The sequence below is a fragment of the Pseudomonas lundensis genome (assembly GCF_015377145.2).
GTDB classification, from domain to species: Bacteria; Pseudomonadota; Gammaproteobacteria; order Pseudomonadales; family Pseudomonadaceae; genus Aquipseudomonas; species Aquipseudomonas lundensis.
The window spans coordinates 3,077,389-3,097,691 of record NZ_CP062158.2 but is presented as its reverse complement, the minus strand read 5'-3'; the positions used below and the strand labels follow the sequence as shown (position 1 = coordinate 3,097,691).

Genomic DNA, 20,303 nt, shown 5'->3' with positions numbered 1-20,303 from the left:
TCAAGGGTGCAGGCAGCGCCTGCACCGGTGTCGCGGGGGTGTTTATTGGCCCGAGTACACCTGGTCAAACACGCCGCCGTCATCGAAGTAGATTTTTTGCACCTGGCGCCAGTCGCCGAAGGTTTTCTCAACCGACAGGAAGTCAACTTTCGGGAAGCGGTCGCTGTACTTGGCCAGAATCTGCGGGTCGCGCGGGCGCAGGTAGTTTTTGGCGGCGATTTCCTGGCCTTCAGGCGACCACAAATACTTCAAGTAGGCTTCAGCCACCTCACGCGTGCCTTTTTTGTCGACCACTTTGTCGACCACGGTCACCGGCGGCTCAGCCTCGGCCGAGACGCTGGGGTAGACCACTTCGAACTGGTCGCGGCCAAATTCGCGGGCGATCATTTCCGCTTCGTTCTCAAAGGTCACCAGCACGTCGCCGATCTGGTTGGTCATGAAGGTCGTGGTGGCTGCGCGGCCGCCGGTGTCCAGAACGGGCACATTTTTGAACATCTTGCCGAGGAAGGCTTTGGCTTTCGTTTCGTCACCACCGTTTTTCAGCACGTAGCCCCAAGCGGACAGGAACGTGTAACGACCATTGCCCGAGGTTTTCGGGTTCGGCACGATCACTTGCACGCCATCCTTGACCAGGTCCGGCCAGTCTTTCAGGGCTTTCGGGTTGCCTTTGCGCACGATGAACACCGTGGCCGAGGTGAAGGGCGCGCTGTTGTTCGGCAGGCGGGTGACCCAATTCTCAGGCACCAGTTTGCCGTTATCGGCCAGGGCATTGATGTCGGTGGCCATGTTCATGGTGATGACGTCCGCGGGCAGCCCGTCGATCACCGAGCGCGCCTGTTTGCTGGAGCCGCCGAACGACATTTGCACCGTTTGCTTTGCGTCGTGCTCTGCTTCCCAATGTTTCTGGAATGCCGGGTTGTAGTCTTTGTAGAAGTCGCGCATGACGTCGTACGACACGTTCAGCAGCGGCTTGGGAGCGGCGTGGGCAACGCCCATAAAGGCCAGGCTGGCGGCGAGGACAGAGGCGCTAAAAAGGTTTTTCACTGCTCATTCCTTGTTGGAGGGGCATATGGGGCAATTTGCCAGCGACTATAGCCGCTGACGCTTAGTGCATAAAAGATTAAAAAAGCCTTTGCTTATGCATTTTTTGTAAAAAGCGCGTTGCCACAGCGAGAACAAAAAGCCGCCGAAGGTTCATGGCGTTCTTTTTTGCACGTGGGGCAGGAGTGTTTGAGCTGTTCGCCGCGCATGGCGTTGGCCAGTTCGGCGGTGAAGATCCCGGTGGGCACGGCGATGATCGAATAACCGGTGATCATCACCATGGCCGAGATGATTTGCCCGAACGGGGTCTTCGGCACGATATCGCCGAAGCCCACCGTGGTCAGGGTGACGATGGCCCAGTAGATGCTCACCGGGATGCTGGTAAAGCCGTTTTCCGGCCCTTCGACCACGTACATCAGGGTGCCGAACACGGTCACCAGCGTGGACACACTGACCAGAAACACGATGATCTTTTGTTTGCTGCCGCGCAGTGCCGAGAGCAGGTAGTTGGCCTGACTCAAGTAGGGCGCCAGCTTGAGCACCCGAAAGATTCGCAGCATGCGGATGATGCGAATAATCAGCAGGTACTGCGCATCGCTGTAATAGATCGCCAGAATCCCCGGCACGATGGCCAGTAAATCCACCAGCCCGTAAAAGCTGAAGGCGTAGCGCAGGGGTTTGGGCGAGCAATACAGGCGCAGGCCGTATTCCACGGCGAACACAAAGGTGAAGCCCCACTCGATGTAGGCCAGCAGGTTGGCGTAATCGCGGTGGATGCTGTCGATACTGTCGAGGATCACCACCACCAGGCTGCAGAGGATGATCAGCAGGAGCGTGGTGTCGAAACGGCGTCCGGCGGGGGTGTCGGCCTGAAAGACCATCACGTAGAGCCGCTGGCGCCAGTCGTTGTTATTCATGTACGAAGCTCGAATCTCAAAGGTAAGAAGATTCGGGGATTAGCGCTCAATGCGCAACCGGGATTGCACACTGGAGGGTGTTAACAGGCGCACGCTGGCCAGTACCAACCAGCTGCTGAGGATGAAGGGCGCCGTCAGGGCGGGCAGCCCGAGCGCGCTAAAGCCGGGTGTGAGCATCAACGCCAGCAGGATGCCCGCCAGTGGCTGCCAGGGGTGGCGTGTGCGTTGGCACAATGCCAACGCGGCCAGTGCCGCGTTATACCCGCCCAGCCCGCTGAGCGCGGTGGCCGGGTCGTGCTGCAACAGGCTGAACCCCACACCCGCCAGCGCACCCGTCAATGCCCACAGCGCAGCGCGTCGGCTGCTCAGCCACAGGCCGGTGACGATCAACAGCCCCGCCAGCGGTGATTGCAACAACATGACTTGGCCGATGCCCGTCAAAAGCCCTTGCGCCAGCGTGAGGCCGTTGAGTTCGGGGGGGGGCCAGGCGGAGGCTGGCGGTGCAGGGTTGAAACTGAGCAACAGCCAGCCCAGCCCGACAAAGGGCGCGGTGTAAGCCATCAGGGTGTTGCCGTTGCTGGCGCGCTTGAGCCATTGGTGGACCAGCATGGTGCTCAGCCCGGCGCTGGCAATGATCAGCAGCGGCAACATGGCTGACCACGGTAACTGATGGCTCAGCAGCAACCCCAGCAACACGCCGTTGTAGCTGTAAAGCCCGGCCTGGCGTTCAGCTTTGGGGTAACCGCGCCGTTGTGCGGTTAACAGGCCGCTGACCCCGCCAAGCAGTGCGCCCCCCAAGAGTGAAGGCGCGCTGACGAGAATGGCCAGCAGGCACAGCACGCCGCACAGCGGATGACGTTGCAGGAAAATCTGGCTGAAACCGTTGCACAGGGCCGTCGCCCAATCCGGGCAAGGCTGGCTGAATGAGGGGGCGTGCATGGTGACGACACACTTGAGAAGGGGATGAGGTGTGCAGCCGCCGCGCGGGACGGGCGGCGGCTACAGGTGCGGTTACTGCTCGCGAATCGAGAAGTTGGCCATGTGTTCCAGGCCTTTGATCAGCGCCGAGTGGTCCCAGTTGCTGCCACCGATGGCGGCGCAGGTGCTGAACACTTGTTGCGCATTGGCGGTGTTGGGCAGGTTGATGCCCAGCTCGCGGGCGCCCGCCAGGGCCAGGTTGAGGTCCTTCTGGTGCAGGCTGATGCGGAAGCCCGGGTCGAAGGTGCCTTTGATCATGCGCTCGCCGTGGACTTCGAGGATTTTGGAGGACGCAAACCCGCCCATCAGTGCCTCACGGACCTTGGCCGGATCTGCGCCGTTCTTGGCAGCAAACACCAGCGCTTCAGCCACCGCCTGAATGTTCAGGGCGACGATGATCTGGTTGGCCACTTTGGCGGTCTGGCCGTCGCCATTGCCGCCTACCAGGGTGATGTTCTTGCCCATGCTTTGCAGCAGCGGCAGGGCGCGCTGGAAAGTGGATTCCTCGCCGCCGACCATGATGCTCAGGGTGCCAGCCTTGGCCCCGACTTCACCGCCAGAGACGGGTGCATCGAGGTAGTACGCGCCTTTGGCGGTGATTTTTTCAGCGAAGGCCTTGGTCGCGGTAGGCGAGATCGAACTCATGTCGATCACCACTTTGTTCGGGCTCAGGCCGGCCGCGATCCCGTCTTCGCGAAACAGCACGTCTTCGACCTGCGGGGTGTCCGGCACCATGACGATGATGAACTCGGCTTCCTGGGCCACTTCTTTCGGGCTGGCCAGGGCGATAGCGCCTGCGGCGACCAGGTCGGCAGGGGCCGCGCCGTGGTGGGTCGACAGGAACAGGCTGTGACCCGCCTTTTGCAGGTTGCTGGCCATGGGAGAACCCATGATGCCGGTGCCGATAAATCCGATTTTAGCCATGACAAATCCTCTTGTTTTTATGGGGTAAACAGCCGTAGACGCGGCTGAAGGCGGCGAAGGGTGGCGCGCCAGCCCGTGATCTCGAAACCCGGACGCTGGTGACGGCCTTAGACCGCGTTATGCGTCTTGAGCCAGCCCAGACCGGCTTCGGTGCTGCTCAGTGGCTTGTACTCACAGCCGACCCAGCCTTGGTAGCCGATGCGATCAAGGTGTTCGAACAGGAAGCGGTAGTTGATTTCGCCGGTGCCCGGTTCGTGACGGCCGGGGTTATCGGCCAACTGGATGTGGTTGATCTGCGGCAGGTGCGTTTGCATCGTGCGCGCCAGGTCACCTTCCATGATTTGCATGTGGTAGATGTCGTATTGCAGGAACAGGTTGGCGCTGCCGACCTTCTCCTGAATGGCCAGCGCCTGACGCGTGTTGTTGAGGTAGAAACCGGGGATGTCGCGGGTGTTGATGGCTTCCATCACCAGCTTGATGCCCACCGCTTGCAGCTTGTCGGCGGCGTATTTGAGGTTGCTGACGAAGGTTTTCTCAACCAGCGCCTCGTCGATGCCTTGGGGGCGAATGCCCGCCAGGCAGTTGATCTGGTCATTGCCCAGCACTTGGGCGTAGGCGATGGCCAGATCCACCCCGGCGCGAAACTCTTCGACACGGTCCGGCAGGCAGGCAATCCCGCGCTCGCCCTTGGCCCAGTCGCCGGCTGGCAGGTTGAACAGCACTTGAGTCAGTTTGTTGGCATCGAGTTGGGCCTTGATTTCGGCAGAGCTGTAGTCGTACGGAAACAGGTATTCAACGCCGTGGAAACCAGCATTGGCAGCCGCTTGAAAACGGACAAGAAAATCCTGTTCGGTGAACAGCATGGACAGGTTGGCGGCAAAACGCGGCATGGTGGACTCCTGCAATGTGTGTGTCCCCTCTCCCGGGGGGAGAGGGGCAGGCTTAACGTTAATCGAGCATCGAGATGGCAGTCGGGGCGTCGTTGCCCACCAGCGCCAGGTCTTCGAACTCGTTCACAGCGTTGATTTCGGTGCCCATGGAAATATTGGTCACGCGTTCGAGAATAATCTCAACCACCACCGGGACACGGAACTCTTTGATCATTTCTTGTGCCTGGCGCAGCGCCGGCTGGATCTGGCTTGGCTCGAACACGCGCAGTGCCTTGCAACCCAGGCCTTCGGCCACGGCCACATGGTCGACGCCGTAACCGTTGAGTTCCGGTGCGTTGAGGTTGTCGAACGACAGCTGCACGCAGTAATCCATTTCAAAGCCGCGCTGAGCCTGACGGATCAAACCCAGGTACGAGTTGTTCACCACCACGTGGATGTACGGCAGGTTGAACTGCGCGCCCACGGCCAGCTCTTCGATCATGAACTGGAAGTCGTAGTCGCCGGAGAGCGCCACCACGTTGCGGTTCGGATCGGCCTTGACCACGCCCAGTGCAGCCGGAATGGTCCAGCCGAGCGGACCGGCCTGGCCGCAGTTGATCCAGTGCCGTGGCTTGTACACGTGCAGGAATTGCGCACCGGCAATCTGCGACAAACCGATCGTGCTGACGTAGCACGTGTCTTTGCCGAACACCTGGTTCATCTCTTCGTACACGCGCTGCGGCTTGACCGGTACGTTGTCGAAGTGGGTCTTGCGGTGCAGGGTGGCTTTGCGTTGCTGGCAGTCTTGCAGCCAGGCGCTGCGGTTTTTCAGTTTGCCAGCGGCTTTCCACTCGCGGGCCACTTCAAGGAACACCTTCAGGGCAGAACCGGCGTCGGACACAATGCCCAGGTCCGGGGTAAAGACGCGCCCGATTTGCGTCGGCTCGATGTCCACGTGAATGAAGCGGCGGCCTTCGGTGTAGACCTCGACCGAACCGGTGTGGCGGTTAGCCCAGCGGTTGCCGATGCCCAGTACCACGTCGGACTTGAGCAGGGTGGCGTTGCCGTAGCGGTGCGAGGTTTGCAGGCCGACCATGCCCACCATCAGCGGGTGATCGTCGGCAATCGTGCCCCAGCCCATCAGGGTCGGAATCACCGGGATGCCGGTCAGTTCAGCGAACTCCACCAGCAGGTCGCTGGCGTCGGCATTGATGACGCCGCCGCCGCTGACCAGCAGCGGGCGCTCGGCCTGGTCGAGCATGGCCAAGGCCTTTTCGGCCTGCACGCGGGTGGCGCTGGGCTTGGCCAGCGGCAGCGGTTCGTAGGCGTCGATGTCGAACTCGATCTCGGCCATTTGCACATCAAACGGCAGGTCGATCAGCACCGGGCCGGGGCGCCCGGAGCGCATTTCGTAAAAGGCTTTCTGGAAGGCATAAGGCACCTGGCCCGGTTCCAGCACGGTGGTTGCCCACTTGGTCACGGGTTTGACGATGCTGGTGATGTCGACAGCCTGGAAGTCTTCTTTGTGCATACGGGCGCGGGGGGCCTGACCGGTGATGCACAAAATCGGGATCGAATCGGCCGAGGCGCTGTACAGGCCGGTGACCATGTCCGTGCCCGCAGGGCCTGAGGTGCCGATGCACACGCCGATGTTGCCGGCCTTGGTGCGGGTGTAACCCTCGGCCATGTGCGAGGCGCCTTCCACGTGACGAGCAAGTACGTGATCGATGCCGCCGACCTTTTGCAGGGCCGAGTACAGCGGATTGATGGCGGCGCCCGGGATACCGAATGCGGTATCGACACCTTCGCGACGCATCACCAGAACGGCAGCTTCGATTGCTCTCATTTTGCTCATTGCTTTGTGCCTCTTACGTTTTGTAATTGTATACAAGTGGCTGTGGGATGAGTGTATTCATCCGCCCCGGTGCAGGTCAATGGCTTTTGTTCAATCAATCGCTGGAAGACCGGAAGCCCTGTATTAGGCAGGTTTACGGTATTTGAAGAAATGCGCGCTCAAATAATTGTATACAAGATAAATATTTATTGTGTTCTATTGAGTCTGTCGAGACGTCTCCCAAGACGCCCTAAAGGCTTTCCAATAACAAGACGAAGGACGGCAACCATGAGTGCGTTAACTTTGAAACTGGCGTTAAACCTGGCCACCCAGGCCCTTGCGGCCGGGCGTCAGATCGCGGCTGCGCCGCTGGCGGTGGCGGTGCTCGATGGCGGCGGGCATCTGGTGGCGTTGCAGCGCGAAGACGGTGCAAGCCTGCTGCGCCCCAGCATTGCCATCGGCAAAGCCTGGGGCGCCATTGCATTGGGCAAAGGTTCGCGCCTGCTGGCGCTGGATGCACAGCAAAGGCCTGCGTTTTTTGCAGCACTCAATGGCATGGGCACCAGTGACGTTGTCCCGGCGCCGGGGGGCGTGTTGATACGCGATGCGAGCGGGCAGGTGATTGGCGCGATGGGGATCAGCGGCGATACCTCGGACATTGATGAACAATGCGCGATCAGCGCCATCGAAGCGCAAGGCTTGCGGGCCGATGCCGGGGTGGTGGTCTGATCGGTAGCGGGTAGTCGCTGCCTGCGCCAGCGACTACGGTGTGTGCGGGGTCAGTCGGGCGTACAGCCTTTGAGCACCAGGCGAATGATGGTCCGGGTCGCCGCCTCGTAGTCGTTGTCGTCGAGTTTGGCTTTGCCGGTGATGGCGGAAATCTGCCAGTCGAAGTCGGCGTAGGTCTGGGTCGCGGCCCAGATGCTGAACATCAGGTGATGCGGGTCGATGGGGGCAATCTGGCCCCGGTCGATCCACACCTGGATGCATTCGATGTTGTGTTTGGCCTGGGCATTGAGCAACTCGACCTGTTTTTCACTCAGGTGCGGCGCGCCGTGCATGATTTCGCTGGCGAACACCTTGGAAGCAAACGGCAGGTCGCGCGAGATCATGATTTTCGAGCGGATGTAATGGCTCAGGACTTCGTTCGGTTCGCCGTCGGCATTGAACGGGGTCGAGGCCCGCAGAATCGGGTCGATGATGCTTTCGAGCACCTCGCGGTAGAGGTTCTCTTTGGATTTGAAGTAGTAATACACATTGGGCTTGGGCACGCCGGCCTTGGCCGCGATGTCGCTGGTTTTGCTGGCGGCGAAACCCTTGTCAGCGAACTCTTCGCTGGCGGCGCGCAAAATCAGCTCTTTATTACGTTCGCGGATGCTGCTCATAAACCCGTATTTCCTTGCCTGCTGGGGCGGTCGGGCATGGTAGCACCGTGCTTGCAAGCGGCTCAAGATTGCCGCCTGGGGGCTGGCACGCGCTATGCTTGACGTCATTCAATCCACAAGGAACCGACACCCATGGCAGGCAGCAGTTTGCTGATGTTGCTCGACGACATCGCCGCCGTACTCGATGACGTTGCGCTGATGACAAAAATGGCCGCCAAAAAGACCGCCGGGGTGCTGGGCGATGACTTGGCATTGAACGCGCAACAGGTCTCCGGTGTGCGGGCCGAACGTGAATTGCCGGTGGTGTGGGCAGTGGCCAAGGGCTCGTTTCGCAACAAGCTGATTCTGGTGCCCGCCGCGCTGGCCATCAGCGCGTTTGCGCCGTGGGCGGTCACGCCGCTGTTGATGGTGGGCGGCGCCTATTTGTGTTTCGAAGGCTTCGAGAAGCTGGCGCACAAATTCCTGCACAGCAAGGACGACGATCACCAGGCGCGCGCGGCCTTGTCTGACGCCGTGGCCAACCCCGAGGTGGACCTGGCGGCGTTCGAGAAAGACAAAATCAAGGGCGCGATACGCACCGACTTCATCCTCTCGGCGGAAATCATCGCAATCACGTTGGGCACCGTGGCGGATGCGCCGCTGATGCAGCAAGTGGTGGTGTTGTCCGGGATTGCCATTGTGATGACGGTCGGGGTGTATGGCGTGGTGGCCGGCATCGTGAAGATGGACGACGGCGGTTTGTACCTGACCCAAAAAACCGGTGAAGGCACCTGGCCGCGCTTTCAGCGCCGTTTCGGCCAAGGGGTGTTGAATGCCGCGCCGTACATGATGAAAGCGCTGACGGTGATTGGTACGGCCGCGATGTTCATGGTCGGTGGCGGGATTTTGGTACACGGGGTGCCGCTGTTGCATCACTGGGTTGAGAGCGCGGCCCTGAGCAGTGCGCCGTTTGTAGGCCCGCTGTCGGTCATCGTGCCGACCTTGCTCAACGCCGTGGCCGGCATTATTGCCGGCGCGGTGGTGTTGGCGGGTGTGACGGCGGCCAGCTCACTGTGGCGCGCCATCAAGGGGTGAGGGTCAGTGGCTGAGGTTGTCGAGCAGGGCGCTGACGTCAAGGCTGGCGCTTTCCATGTCGTTGATCTCCAGCAAGACCTGGCTCCAGTTTTTCTCATGAGCCGCATGCAGGGCCTTGTGCGCGGTTTCATGCACGATCCGGTGCGGCTCGTTGAGCTGCTGGAAGTCGCGGTTGTCGCCATAGCGCGCCTGGGTTTCAGGCGCCAGGTACCATTTGCCGAGGCGGCAGGTGGTGTGGGTCGACAGGTTCAGGTTCTCGTCCTGCTTGAACAGGCGTTGATAGACCATCAACTTGAATAGCAAGTGATCGAGCTTCACCGACTCGCAGAACGAGCGCAGGGCGATGCCTTCAATCAACTGCCCCATGTGTTCGCCGAGGGTCATCATCTCGTCGAGGGTTTGGGCCGAGCGCGACACATCGCCTGACAACCGCGAGGCTTCCTCCGACAGCACGCCAATGGCGGTGCTCGCGGCTTCGGTCTCCTGGTTGATGCTCGCAACCAATTGGCTGATTTCGTGGGTGGCGCCATTGGTGCGTTGGGCCAGTGCGCGCACTTCGTCAGCGACCACGGCAAAGCCGCGACCCTGTTCGCCCGCGCGCGCCGCTTCAATGGCGGCATTGAGCGCCAGCAGGTTGGTCTGGTCGGACACGGCCTTGATCAGCTCGACGATGCGGCTGATTTCTCCGACCCGTTGGCGCAGAACGCCCACGCTGTCGACACTGCTGACCCCCTGACCGGCCATGTGCCCCAGCGAACTGGAAAAGCCGGCCAGCAGGGCCGAGGTTTGCGCAAACACATTGCTGTTATCGCGCAGGTGAACGACTTCTCCTTGCAGGCTTTCGGCCTGGGCAACCACGCCATCGCGGGTCTTTTGCAAGGATTCGTCAAAGCGCTCCAGCTTGCTGTGCAAGTCTTGTTGGTAGCGTTCGTAGTGTGCCAGCACGAGTTGCTGGTCGCGGTCTTGAGTGACCTGTGCACGCAGGGTTTGAACCTCCTGTTCAAGGGCCTGTTTGTCCTGCTCTAACGCATGTAGCTGCGTTTCAAGGTTGGCGCAGCGTTGGCGCCATCGGCGATTGAACATCCGTTTGTACTCCCGAGGCTTGAGACAGAGCGTCTGGTGAAAAAATACAGCACCTTCTGTATCGGCCGTTTACGGGTAAACCTAATAGCCATATAAAAACAGTGGCTTTGCTGGGTGGCCGTGCCGCCTCAGGGGCAGGCACGCAGGTTATGTCTCAGGCGAAGCGGGCACCACGGGGCAGGGTGCTGTGGCTGAGCAAGCGATAGCCCAGCGCGGCGAACAGCAACACGCCGCCTCCCGCACCCAGTGACACCCGGAACCCGGCTTGCGCGCCATAGGCGTCAATCATCCAGCCACCCAGCACGGCGCCCAGCGCCACACCAATGCCGAGCCCGGTGATCATCCACGTCAGGCCCTCAGTGAGTTTGGCGGCCGGGACGATGTTTTCCACCAACCCCATGGCCGTGATCAGCGTCGGCGCGAAGAACAGCCCGGCGACAAACATGGCGGCCGCCAGGGTGGCGATGCTGCTGACCCACATCAGGGGCACCACGGTAATGGCGGTGGCCAGGGCGCCGATCAGGAACTGTTTGGGCAGCGGCATCTTCAGTTTGAGCGTGCCGAAAACCAGTCCTACCACACAGGAGCCCAAGGCATACACCGATAGCACGACACTGGCGGCTGCGGGCTGGCCCTGTTGTTGGGCGAAGGCGACGCTGACCACGTCCACGGTGCCGACAATGGTGCCCATGCCCAGCAGCACCATCAGCAAAATCACCACGGCGCCCTGGCGCAGCACGGTGCCTGCGTGTTCGGTGCTGCGCGGGTGAACCGGCGGCTCGGTGCTGCGCTGCAACACAAAGGTGGTCACGCCGATGGCCAGCAGCAGGGCGGCGGCCAACGGCCCGGCCTGGGGGAATACGGCGACGCAGAGGCCCACGGAAATCGGCGGCCCAATGATGAAACTCACTTCGTCGAGCACCGACTCCAGCGAAAAGGCCGTGTGCAGTTTGGGCGAGCCGCGGTACAGCTCGGTCCAGCGCGCCCGCACCATGGCCGGCATGCTGGGGATGAAGCCCGACAGGGCGGCAAACACGAACAGCGTCCAGTCGGGCGTGCCCAGGTGGCTGCACAGCAACAGGGCCAGCAGCGAACTGACGCCCAGCGCGGTGACGCCGGGCAACACGCGGCGCTGACCATAGCGGTCTACCCAGCGGGAAATTTGCGGGGCGATCAACGCCATGGCCAGGGCGAAAGTTGCGGCCACGGCGCCCGCCAGCCAATACGACCCGCGCAATTGCGCCAGCAACGTGATGATGCCGATCCCGGTCATGGAAATCGGCATGCGTGCGATCAGGCCCGCGGCGCAAAAGGCCAGGCTGCCGGGGGCGCGGAAAATCTCGCGATAAGGGTTTGCCATACACGCTCCGAAACAAAAGTGAGCCGCGTGTTCCTGTGCGAGCTGCCTCACGCAGCGGCACTGTCGGGGATCTGACATACGCGGCGTATGCAGAAATATACGCATACGTGACGTATGTCAATTAACATACGCGGCGTATCTCAACATGCAGGAGGCCGACATGGCGCCCAAAGCGCGTGCACAAATGATAGAAGAAACCCGCAACAAGTTGCTGGAGGCGGGGCGCCAGGCCTTCGGCTCGGTGGGGTACGCGCAAACGTCGATGGATGAACTGACGGCCTCGGCAGGGTTGACCCGGGGTGCGCTCTATCACCACTTTGGGGACAAGAAGGGGCTGTTGCAGGCGGTTGTGCAGCAGGTCGACGCCGAGCTGGACGCGCAACTGGCGCAGGTGTCTGAGCAGGCGGCCAGTGCGTGGGAAGGCTTCAGGGGGCGCTGCCGGGTGTTTCTGGAAATGGCCACGCACATCGAGGTGCAACGCATCATGTTGCGCGATGCGCCCTCGGTGCTGGGTTCCGAATACCTGCAGAGCAGCCAGTCGGCGTGCAGTGCGTCGCTGGCGACCCTGTTGCGCGACCTGATGGACACGCACGTGATTCAAGACACCGACCCCGAAGCGCTGGCGCGTTTGATTCAGGGCGGGTTGATGGATGCATCGTTCTGGATCGCCGCCGATCACCAACCGCCACAGCGCCTGACAGCGGCGCTGGACAGTCTCGACTTGATGTTGCGCGGGGTATTGCGGGCGCCTCAGCCGTAGCGGCAGGCCGAGGCCCGTGCATCAGAAGTGGTACTTGACCAACAGGCTGGCGGTGTCCTGATTGGTTTTGAATGAACCGCTGTCTTCGATGCCGTACTTGTTCTTCCAGTAGTCGTACTCGATACCGACGTACAGCTGCTTGGCGCCCCAGTTCAACGCTTTGCCCAGGTCGTATTTGACCTGCGGGTTGAAGTGCAGGTTGGCGTGGTAGGTGCCGCGCGAATTCTGGTCGTTGTCGACCACCCAGTCCATGTAGCCGTCGATCAGCACATCGGAATTGCCCAGTGGCAGGGTGTAGGACCACACCGGGGTGATCTGCCACACGCCCTTGCCGGGGCGATTGCCTTCGGGGAAGCGCTGGTAGAAGTTCAACTGGAAGTAATCGAAGCCGGGCACGTTCAGGTCGAAGCCCGGGCCGATCAGGTAGGCCTCGGTGTCGCCTTCGCCGAACTCGTAGGTCATGGCCAGCAACACGTCTTTGATGGGGCCGAACTCAAACGTCTGGTCAAAGATTTTGCCGAAGGACAACCGTGGCGTGAACTCGCCGTAATAGGTGTTCGGGCCGACGTTGCCGTCTTCTTTGCCGTTATAAAAGATGCGGTCGAGGAAGAAGAAGTTATCGCCGTACTTCCAGCTGTCTGCGTGTTCGAAGGTCAGGGTCTGTTGAATCGACGGATTGACCTGAAAGTTCTTGCCCCACAAGTAAGTCAGGCTGTTGGTCTGCCATTGCAACAGGTCGCCAGCAACGGCCGGGGCCCCGCCCAGCAAGCTCCCCGCGAGCATCAGGCCGGTCAGTGTGCGCTTCATTCGGTTGCTCCAAAAAATTAGTGTTTCGCAGTGAATGGAACGCAGTGCTCGATGTTGGCACTTTGGTTCCGTGTTTAAAAGTTGGCTCTTCGGTCAACTTTATAAGCCTGAGCAAGTCTTGGGCCACACCTGACAAATGGCCAAGGAAGATCCCTCGGCTGCCATGGGCAGTTGAGTCCTAAGTTACGTAACTACTTGATCTGACTGAATTAAGTTGGCTTTAAAGTCAGCTTCTAAACAGCGCCCGTATCAGAGCGCGGCGCAGAATACTGGCTCTGCCTGCGGTACTCAAGCGTTGCATCACCGCCGTTGGGCGGACGGTGACGCAACGTGCACTGAAAAAGCGCTAGAAGTGGAACTTGACCAATGCACTGGCCGTGTTCTGGTTGGTGTCCAGGCGGCTGCTGTTTTCAATCCCGTATTTGTTCTTCCAGTAGCTGTACTCGAACCCGACATACAGCTGCTTCTCGCCGATGTTCAGCGCCTTGCCCAAGTCGTATTTGACCTGTGGGTTGAAATGCAGGTTGGCGTGGTAGGTGCCGCGCGAATTCCGGTCGTTGTCGACCACCCAGTCCATGTAGCCGTCGATCAGCACGTTGGAACGACCCGCCGGGATGGTGTAGGAAAACGACGGCGTGATCTGCCACACGCCTGTACCCGGCCGTGGGCCTTCGGTGTGGCGACGATAGAAGTTGAGGGTGAAATAGTTGAAGCCGGGCACGGCCAGGTCGAAACCGGGGCCGATCAGGTAGGCCTCGCTGTCGCCTTCGCCATACTCATAGGTCATGGCCAGCAACACGTCCTTGATCGGGCCGAACGCCAGCGTGCGGTCCAGGATCTTGCCGAACGACAGGCGGGGGCTGAATTCGCCGTAGTAGGTGTGCGGGCCTTTGTTGCGGTCGGGTTTGCCGTTGTAAAAGATGCGGTCGACGAACAGGAAGTTATCGCCGTACTTCCATTTGTCTGCGTGTTCAAAGGTCACGGTTTGCTGGATGGACGGGTTGATCGCAAAGTTCTTGCCATACAGGTAGGTGAGGCTGTTGGTCTGCCACAGAAACAGATCCCCGGCCATGGCCTGACCGGCAGCCAATAACCCACCCGCGAGCGTAGCGCCCCAGTGTATGCACTTCATGGGTAACTCCTTTTTTATTATGTTTTCAGAGCTGAAGCCCCTCACCCTGAGCGTCTCCGGCAGGAGGCGTGCAGGGTGAGGGTGAGTCCATCAATGCTGGTGCACGTGGCCACTCAAGGCGGCGCGTTCGGCCCCGCCCAGCACGTTGAACAGCAGATTGAGGCAGACCGCGCTGACGGCGGCCATGGCGATACCGCTGTGGGTGATTGGACCCATCCACAGTGGCAAGTGGGCGAAGAACTCAGGGCGCACGACAGGGATCAGGCCCATGCCGATGCTCACGGCCACCAGCAACTGGTTGCGGCGGTCAGCGATGTCGGCTTCCTGAAGGATCTTGATGCCGGTGGCGGCGACCATGCCGAACATGGCAATTGCCGCGCCACCCAGAACCGCAGGCGGAATCGAGGCCACCAGAAAGGCTGCTTTGGGCAGCAGGCTCAGGGTGATCAGGAACGCCCCGGCCATGATGGTCACTGAGCGGCAGCGCACGCCGGTCATTTGCACCAGACCGATGTTTTGCGCAAAGGAGGAGTGGGTGAAGGTGTTGAAGAAACCGGCAATAAACGAGGCGCCGGCGTCACACAGCAAGCCGCGGCGCAGCATGCGCGGGGTGACTTCCTGACCGGTAATCTTGCCCAGGGCCAAAAACATCCCGGTGGACTCGACGAAAATGATCACCACCACCAGGCACATGGAGAGGATCGGCGCCAGATGGAACTCCGGCATGCCGAAATGCAGCGGCGTTACCACTTGGAACCACGGCGCGTTGCCAATGCCTGTCAGGTCGACCATGCCGATGGCACCCGACAATACATAACCCAGCGCCATGCCGATCAGCACGGAAATATTGACCCAGAACCCGCGCATGAAACGGTTGATCAGCAAGATGGTGCCCAGCACCAGCGCGGCGATGCACAGAAAGACTGGTGAACCGAACTGCGCAGCGGCACTGCCGCCACCGGCCCAGTTCACGGCGACCGGGAACAGCGACAGGCCAATGGACGTAATCACCGTGCCGGTCACCAGTGGCGGGAAGAAACGCACCACTTTGGACATGAACGGCGCAATGACCATGCCGAAGAAACCTGCCGCAATGGTGGCCCCGAAGATGCCGGTCATGCCGATGCCGGGCATGCCGGCCATGGCCACCATGCTGCCCACAGCGGCGAAGCTGGCGCCCATCATCACGGGCATTCGAATGCCCATCGGGCCGATGCCCAGCGATTGCACAATGGTTGCGATCCCCGCCACCAGCAGGTCGGCGTTGATCAGAAAAGCAATTTCCTCACGACTCAGGCCAGCGGCTTGTCCGATGATCAGGGGCACGGCAACGGCGCCACCGTACATCAGCAACACGTGCTGCAAACCCACCAGAATCAATTGCAACAGCGGTAGCCGCTGCATGGGCGGCGGAGCGGTCACGGCGGGTATGCGCGGTTCGGTTAGATCGGACATGCAACACCTCGGTCATTTTTATTGTTGTGAACTAGTGGTGTGGTTTTGTAGCCGCTACCGAAGACTGCGACAGGCCTGACAGACTGCAGGACGTATCGGGCCGAGCTTCCTGTTCAAGGGAGGTCGCAGTCTTCGGTAGCGGCCACAACGTGTGTGGATCAGTTAGTTTGGGCTCCTGTGTTGATCCAGGAACCGATGAGTTCACGCTCTTGTTGGGTCATTTGCGTAATGTTGCCCAACGGCATGATTTGACTGGCGACAGCCTGTGCCTGAATGCGCGGTGCCATCAGCTTGATCTGTTGCGCGGTGTCAAACATCACCCCGCCAGGCGCTGCACTGAACAGTGGGCTGGTGGGTTTGGAGGAGTGACACACGGTGCAGCGCTCTTGAATCACGGCATGCACTTTTTCGAAGTCAACCGTGGCGACCGGGGTTGCCGGTGCAGCCGGTGCAGCCGGTGCGGTGACCGGCGCCGGGTTGGCGTCGGGCTTGGCCCCGCTGACAGCGGTTTGCGGAATCGGCTGGTACTTGATGACTTTGGCGGTTTCAGGTGCGGTCGGTGCCGTGTTCGGGCCCGTCACATAGGCCAGGCAGATCATGCCCAATGCAGCGACCGGTAAGGTCCAGGCATATTTGTGGCTGTCGTGGCGGGTGTTGAAGTAGTGGCGAACCAGCACGGCCAATACGGCGATCCCGGCCAGAATCAACCAGTTGTACTGGCTGCCGTAGGTGCTCGGGAAGTGGTTGCTGATCATGATGAACAGCACCGGCAAGGTGAAGTAGTTGTTGTGACGTGAACGCAGCAAGCCTTTGGCCGGGAGCGCCGGGTCAGGGGTGCGGCCTTCCTGGATTGCCGCCACCAGCGCGCGTTGAGCGGGCATGATGATGCGGAACACGTTACCAACCATGATGGTGCCGATGATGGCGCCCACATGCAGGTACGCGCCACGGCCGCTGAACACTTTGCTCAGGCCGAACGCCGCTGCGACCAGCAGCACGAACAGGATAAAACCGAGCAACGCCGGGCGTTTGCCGAGGGCGGAGTCGCACAGAAAGTCGTAAACGAACCAACCGGCAATCAACGAACCGATACCGATGGCCACCGCTTCAGGCCCGCTCAGGGTGCTGCCGGGGGCAATCAGGTACAACGCCGGGTTGAAGTAAAACACCAGGCAGAGCAGGGCGATCCCTGACATCCAGGTGAAGTAGGCTTCCCATTTAAACCAGTGCAGGTTTTCCGGCATGGAGGGAGGTGCCAGTTTGTATTTTTCGAGGTGGTAGATACCGCCGCCGTGGATGGCCCACAGATCGCCCGACAGGCCGTCCTTGGGGTTGACGCGGTTGAGGTTGTTTTCCAGCCAGACAAAGTAAAACGACGCACCGATCCAGGCCACGCCAGTGATCATATGAATCCAGCGCACGCTCAGATTCAGCCATTCCATCAAATGTGCTTCCACAGTCTTTACCTCTACCCGTCGCTCTTTTTTGAGCGTTTGGGCCTTCTCTTATTGGTGGGGGGCGAGGATCAGCAGCTCATCCTCTTTAAAGAAATGCTCATCGCAGTTATTGCCTGTGCCACTGCGATCAACCACCAGGAAGTCATCCCGCTTTTCGATCGTCAGCACCGGGTGGTGCCAGACGCCGCGATGGTAATTAATGCCCTGCCTGCCGTTGGTGACGAAGGCGCGGACCAAGCCTGATACAGGTTCATCGCCAACTGGCGCGACCACGATCAGAAAGGGGTGGCCGAGCAGCGGAATAAAAGCCTGGCTGCCCAACGGATGCCGCTCCAGCATGCGCACGGTGAACGGCATGTCCTGCGCGTCGGCGCGGAAAATGCTGATGATCGCCTTGTCTTCTGGAGTGGCTGTTTCAACTTCGGCCAGACGATGGAAGCGCATGGTCGAACCGTTATTGATCATGAAGTGATCGCTGCCGTCGGTTTCGATCACGTCACCGAAAGGGGCGAATGCTTCTTTGCTCAAGGGTTCAATCGTTAAAGTGCGCATGGTCTGTCTTCTTGTTCTGGTTTCTGTGGTGTGTTGCAGGTGTCGTCGCTGCCGCAGGCTGCGGCAGCGACGACAGGTCCAGCCTTACTTCGCGACTTTGCCCAGTACACGCAGGCGGCTGACACCGCCGTCCGGGAACAGGTTGAGGCGAATGTGGGTGATCGGGCCCAGGTCCTTCAGTTGTTCGCTGTAGGTGTGCTCGGCGTGCATTTCCATCTTCTGGCTCGGCAGCAGCTCACGCCAGAACAGGCTCTGGGTTTCGATCTGGCTGTCGGTGCCGCCTTTGACGTAGGCGCCCTGGATCGAGCAGCTGTCCGGGTAGTTGCCTTTGAAGTGCAGGGTGTCGACGATGATTTTTTCGATCTCGCCCGGGTGGCCCAGCGCCACGATGACCCAGTCGTTGCCCGGTGTACGACGGCGGGCGGTTTCCCAGCCATCGCCCATGTTGATGCCGCGGCCCGGGTTGAGGATGTTGCTCATGCGGCCGAAGTGTTCGTCGGAGCAGGCCAGGGCACGACCACCGTTGAGGGCAGCTGCCAGGTCAACCTGTTCGTTGTCGCCGATCGAAGACCAGTCGCGGAACGGCACGCCGTATACACGCAGACGGGCTACGCCGCCGTCCGGGTAAATGTTGAAGCGCAGGTGGCTGAAGGCCTGATCGTTGCTGATTTCGTGGTAGTGGTGGCTGTTGCCTTGCAGTTCGACAGCGGACAGCACTTCAACCCACTGGGTGTGCTCGGTCGGTTCGCCTTCGGCCAGGAAGCAGGCTTCCAGCGAGGCCGACGGCGGGAAGTTGCCGGTGAAAAATGAGGTGTCGATGTCAACGCCTTTGATCGAGCCCGGAACGCCCAGGCGGATCACCGCACTGTCGTAGCCTTCAAAGCGCTTGCGGCGTGACTCCCAGCCGTCCATCCACTTGCCGTTGTCATCGAAAACGCCCTCCTTCCATACGGCCGGGGTCGGCTGGAACATGCGGTTGGCGTCGGCAAACCAATCATCGGTCACGGAGATGATTTTGGTACCCAGGCGGGCGTCGGCCAGGTTGACGAACTTCTCGAACGGTACGGCGTAAGCTTTCATTCTTCTTGTCTGCCTTTGAATAAGTGGCTGGAGATGCCTGACCGGCGGGTGCCGGTTCGGCTTAGAGCTGGAGTAATCGGAACAGGGCTATTTTGTTGATTTCTGCCAACGCGCATCTGAACTCGGCGTCTGCCGGGTTATGGATGCGGGTTTCGAACGCGGCGAGGATCTGGTGCCGGTCGCTGCCTTTTACCGCCATGATGAAGGGAAACTTGAACTTGGCCTTGTAGGCCTCGTTCAGCTCGGTGAAGCGTTGGAACTCTTCGGCCGTGCATTGGTGAATACCGGCGCCAGCCTGTTCATGGGTGCTGGCTTCGGTCAGTTGGCCCTGGACGGCTGCTTTGCCGGCCAGGTCCGGGTGAGCGTTGATCAGTGCCAGCTGGCTGGCGTGATCGGCGCTCAACAAAATGTCACTCATGCGCTGGTGCAGGCTTTCGATCTGATCGACGCTGGCGTCCAGGCCCAGGTCGTAGGCTTTTTCAGCGACCCACGGCGAGTGCTCGTAAATATCGGCAAAGGCTTCGACGAATGCTTCGCGGCTCAGGGTTGAAGGCGTGAGGGTCTTGAAGGTGCTCATCGGGCATTCTCTGCAGTAAACGGGTGAGTGGCTTGCCAGTGGCGGGCGATGTCGACACGGCGGGTGATCCACACGTGGTCATGGCCTTTGACGTACTCAATGAAGCGTTTGAGGGCGGCCAGGCGGGCAGGGCGACCGATCAGGCGGCAATGCAGCCCGATGGACAGCATTTTTGGCGACTCGGCACCTTCGGCGTAGAGCACGTCGAAGGCGTCCTTGAGGTATTGAAAGAACTGCTCGCCGTTATTGAAACCCTGGACCTGGGTGAAGCGCATGTCATTGGTGTCCAGCGTGTACGGGATCACCAGATGCGGTTTGCCGGTCGGGTTGTTGGGTTCCCAGTACGGCAGGTCATCGTCATAGGTGTCGCAGTCGTACAGGAATCCGCCTTCTTCCATCACCAGGCGCCGGGTATTGGGGCCGGTGCGACCGGTGTACCAGCCCAGCGGACGTTCGCCGCTGATTTCAGTCAGGATGCGGATGGCTTCGAGCATGTGTTCACGCTCCTGGGCCTCATCCATGTACTGGTAGTCGATCCAGCGGTAGCCGTGGCTGCAAATCTCGTGGCCGGCCGCAACCATGGCTTTGATCACCTGCGGGTGACGTTGGGCTGCCATGGCCACGGCAAATACCGTCAACGGCAGGTCGAATTCCTTGAACAGCTTGAGAATCCGCCACACGCCGACGCGGCTGCCGTATTCGTAAAGCGATTCCATGCTCATGTTGCGCTCGCCTTGCAGCGGTTGCGCCGAGACCATCTCCGAGAGGAAGGCTTCAGATTCTTTGTCACCGTGCAGAATGTTGCGCTCGCCGCCTTCTTCGTAATTGAGGACGAACGACAGGGCGATACGGGCGTTATTGGGCCAGTGCGGGTGAGGAGGGTTGGGACCGTAACCGATCAGGTCGCGTGGGTAATCAGCGCTCACTACAGTCTTCCTTATTATTCGTGTTGACAGTCGATCGGCCAGATCTGGCTTCACTGCGATGGCCTGATTGTATACAACTTAATAAACACTTT

Annotated in this window: 20 protein-coding genes and 1 pseudogene; 3 read left to right on the top strand and 18 right to left on the bottom strand. The window is 60.3% G+C overall.

Annotated elements, in window-relative coordinates:
* Nucleotides 1-42: 42 nt before the first annotated feature.
* The 6 genes from IF654_RS14495 to gcl form a co-directional block, all read right to left on the bottom strand.
* Nucleotides 43-1,044: a sulfate ABC transporter substrate-binding protein gene (locus IF654_RS14495; protein ID WP_047280871.1), complete on the bottom strand. Its 1,002-nt coding sequence runs from the start codon at nt 1,042-1,044 to the stop codon at nt 43-45.
* Nucleotides 1,045-1,136: 92 nt separating this feature from the next.
* A complete protein-coding gene (locus IF654_RS14490; protein WP_194862285.1) occupies nt 1,137-1,958 on the bottom strand; it encodes an ion transporter in 822 nt (273 codons plus the stop codon).
* Between the two features lie 39 nt (nt 1,959-1,997).
* A complete protein-coding gene (locus IF654_RS14485) occupies nt 1,998-2,897 on the bottom strand; it encodes an urea transporter (protein WP_194862286.1) in 900 nt (299 codons plus the stop codon).
* A gap of 72 nt (nt 2,898-2,969) precedes the next feature.
* Nucleotides 2,970-3,860 (bottom strand): 2-hydroxy-3-oxopropionate reductase, encoded by an 891-nt coding sequence (locus IF654_RS14480; RefSeq protein ID WP_047275864.1) that lies wholly within the window; start codon nt 3,858-3,860, stop codon nt 2,970-2,972.
* A gap of 107 nt (nt 3,861-3,967) precedes the next feature.
* Nucleotides 3,968-4,750, bottom strand: a complete 783-nt coding sequence (gene hyi, locus IF654_RS14475; protein WP_047275862.1) for a hydroxypyruvate isomerase — start codon at nt 4,748-4,750, stop codon at nt 3,968-3,970.
* A gap of 58 nt (nt 4,751-4,808) precedes the next feature.
* Nucleotides 4,809-6,584: a glyoxylate carboligase gene (gene gcl / locus IF654_RS14470; RefSeq protein WP_047275860.1), complete on the bottom strand. Its 1,776-nt coding sequence runs from the start codon at nt 6,582-6,584 to the stop codon at nt 4,809-4,811.
* Between the two features lie 267 nt (nt 6,585-6,851).
* On the opposite strand from gcl, the gene IF654_RS14465 reads away from it, so the two are divergent.
* Nucleotides 6,852-7,292: a GlcG/HbpS family heme-binding protein gene (locus IF654_RS14465; protein WP_047276203.1), complete on the top strand. Its 441-nt coding sequence runs from the start codon at nt 6,852-6,854 to the stop codon at nt 7,290-7,292.
* A 50-nt stretch (nt 7,293-7,342) separates the two neighbouring features.
* Here the strand turns inward: IF654_RS14465 and IF654_RS14460 are convergent, their stop codons facing one another.
* The gene (locus tag IF654_RS14460) at nt 7,343-7,948 is read right to left on the bottom strand and encodes a TetR/AcrR family transcriptional regulator (RefSeq protein ID WP_047275856.1); all 606 of its coding nucleotides are present in this window, start codon (nt 7,946-7,948) and stop codon (nt 7,343-7,345) included.
* 132 nt (nt 7,949-8,080) lie between these two features.
* Here IF654_RS14460 and IF654_RS14455 point away from each other — a divergent pair, with 132 nt between their 5' ends.
* Nucleotides 8,081-9,022 (top strand): DUF808 domain-containing protein, encoded by a 942-nt coding sequence (locus IF654_RS14455; protein WP_047282775.1) that lies wholly within the window; start codon nt 8,081-8,083, stop codon nt 9,020-9,022.
* 3 nt (nt 9,023-9,025) lie between these two features.
* On the opposite strand, the gene IF654_RS23305 is transcribed toward IF654_RS14455, so the two are convergent.
* The 3 genes and pseudogenes from IF654_RS23305 to IF654_RS14445 form a co-directional block, all read right to left on the bottom strand.
* A complete protein-coding gene (locus tag IF654_RS23305) occupies nt 9,026-9,388 on the bottom strand; it encodes a CZB domain-containing protein (RefSeq protein ID WP_255163986.1) in 363 nt (120 codons plus the stop codon).
* Between the two features lie 33 nt (nt 9,389-9,421).
* Nucleotides 9,422-9,697: pseudogene (locus IF654_RS23300) on the bottom strand (methyl-accepting chemotaxis protein); the annotation flags it as partial.
* Nucleotides 9,698-10,259: 562 nt separating this feature from the next.
* A complete protein-coding gene (locus IF654_RS14445) occupies nt 10,260-11,465 on the bottom strand; it encodes an MFS transporter (protein WP_047275853.1) in 1,206 nt (401 codons plus the stop codon).
* 160 nt (nt 11,466-11,625) lie between these two features.
* Here IF654_RS14445 and IF654_RS14440 point away from each other — a divergent pair, with 160 nt between their 5' ends.
* A complete protein-coding gene (locus IF654_RS14440) occupies nt 11,626-12,225 on the top strand; it encodes a TetR/AcrR family transcriptional regulator (RefSeq protein ID WP_047282774.1) in 600 nt (199 codons plus the stop codon).
* A 21-nt stretch (nt 12,226-12,246) separates the two neighbouring features.
* On the opposite strand, the gene IF654_RS14435 is transcribed toward IF654_RS14440, so the two are convergent.
* The 8 genes from IF654_RS14435 to puuE all read right to left on the bottom strand — a co-directional run bounded on the left by IF654_RS14435 (nt 12,247) and on the right by puuE (nt 20,211).
* Entirely contained in the window at nt 12,247-13,032 is a 786-nt protein-coding gene (locus tag IF654_RS14435; protein ID WP_047275848.1) for an outer membrane protein OmpK, read from the bottom strand.
* Nucleotides 13,033-13,378: 346 nt separating this feature from the next.
* A complete protein-coding gene (locus IF654_RS14430) occupies nt 13,379-14,164 on the bottom strand; it encodes an outer membrane protein OmpK (RefSeq protein WP_047275846.1) in 786 nt (261 codons plus the stop codon).
* Between the two features lie 90 nt (nt 14,165-14,254).
* Nucleotides 14,255-15,619, bottom strand: coding sequence for a nucleobase:cation symporter-2 family protein (locus IF654_RS14425; protein ID WP_047275844.1), 1,365 nt, complete (start codon nt 15,617-15,619; stop codon nt 14,255-14,257).
* A 158-nt stretch (nt 15,620-15,777) separates the two neighbouring features.
* A complete protein-coding gene (locus tag IF654_RS14420) occupies nt 15,778-17,076 on the bottom strand; it encodes a urate hydroxylase PuuD (protein ID WP_047282772.1) in 1,299 nt (432 codons plus the stop codon).
* A gap of 48 nt (nt 17,077-17,124) precedes the next feature.
* Nucleotides 17,125-17,628 carry an ureidoglycolate lyase gene (locus IF654_RS14415; protein ID WP_047276214.1) on the bottom strand — a complete coding sequence of 168 codons (504 nt, stop codon included), beginning with the start codon at nt 17,626-17,628 and terminating at the stop codon, nt 17,125-17,127.
* 84 nt (nt 17,629-17,712) lie between these two features.
* The gene (gene alc / locus IF654_RS14410; protein WP_047275838.1) at nt 17,713-18,708 is read right to left on the bottom strand and encodes an allantoicase; all 996 of its coding nucleotides are present in this window, start codon (nt 18,706-18,708) and stop codon (nt 17,713-17,715) included.
* 61 nt (nt 18,709-18,769) lie between these two features.
* Nucleotides 18,770-19,285, bottom strand: a complete 516-nt coding sequence (gene uraD, locus IF654_RS14405; protein WP_047275837.1) for a 2-oxo-4-hydroxy-4-carboxy-5-ureidoimidazoline decarboxylase — start codon at nt 19,283-19,285, stop codon at nt 18,770-18,772.
* On the bottom strand, nt 19,282-20,211 hold the full coding sequence (gene puuE / locus IF654_RS14400) for an allantoinase PuuE (protein ID WP_047275835.1): 930 nt from the start codon (nt 20,209-20,211) through the stop codon (nt 19,282-19,284). The genes uraD and puuE overlap by 4 nt, the downstream gene beginning before the upstream one ends.
* Nucleotides 20,212-20,303: the final 92 nt, after the last annotated feature.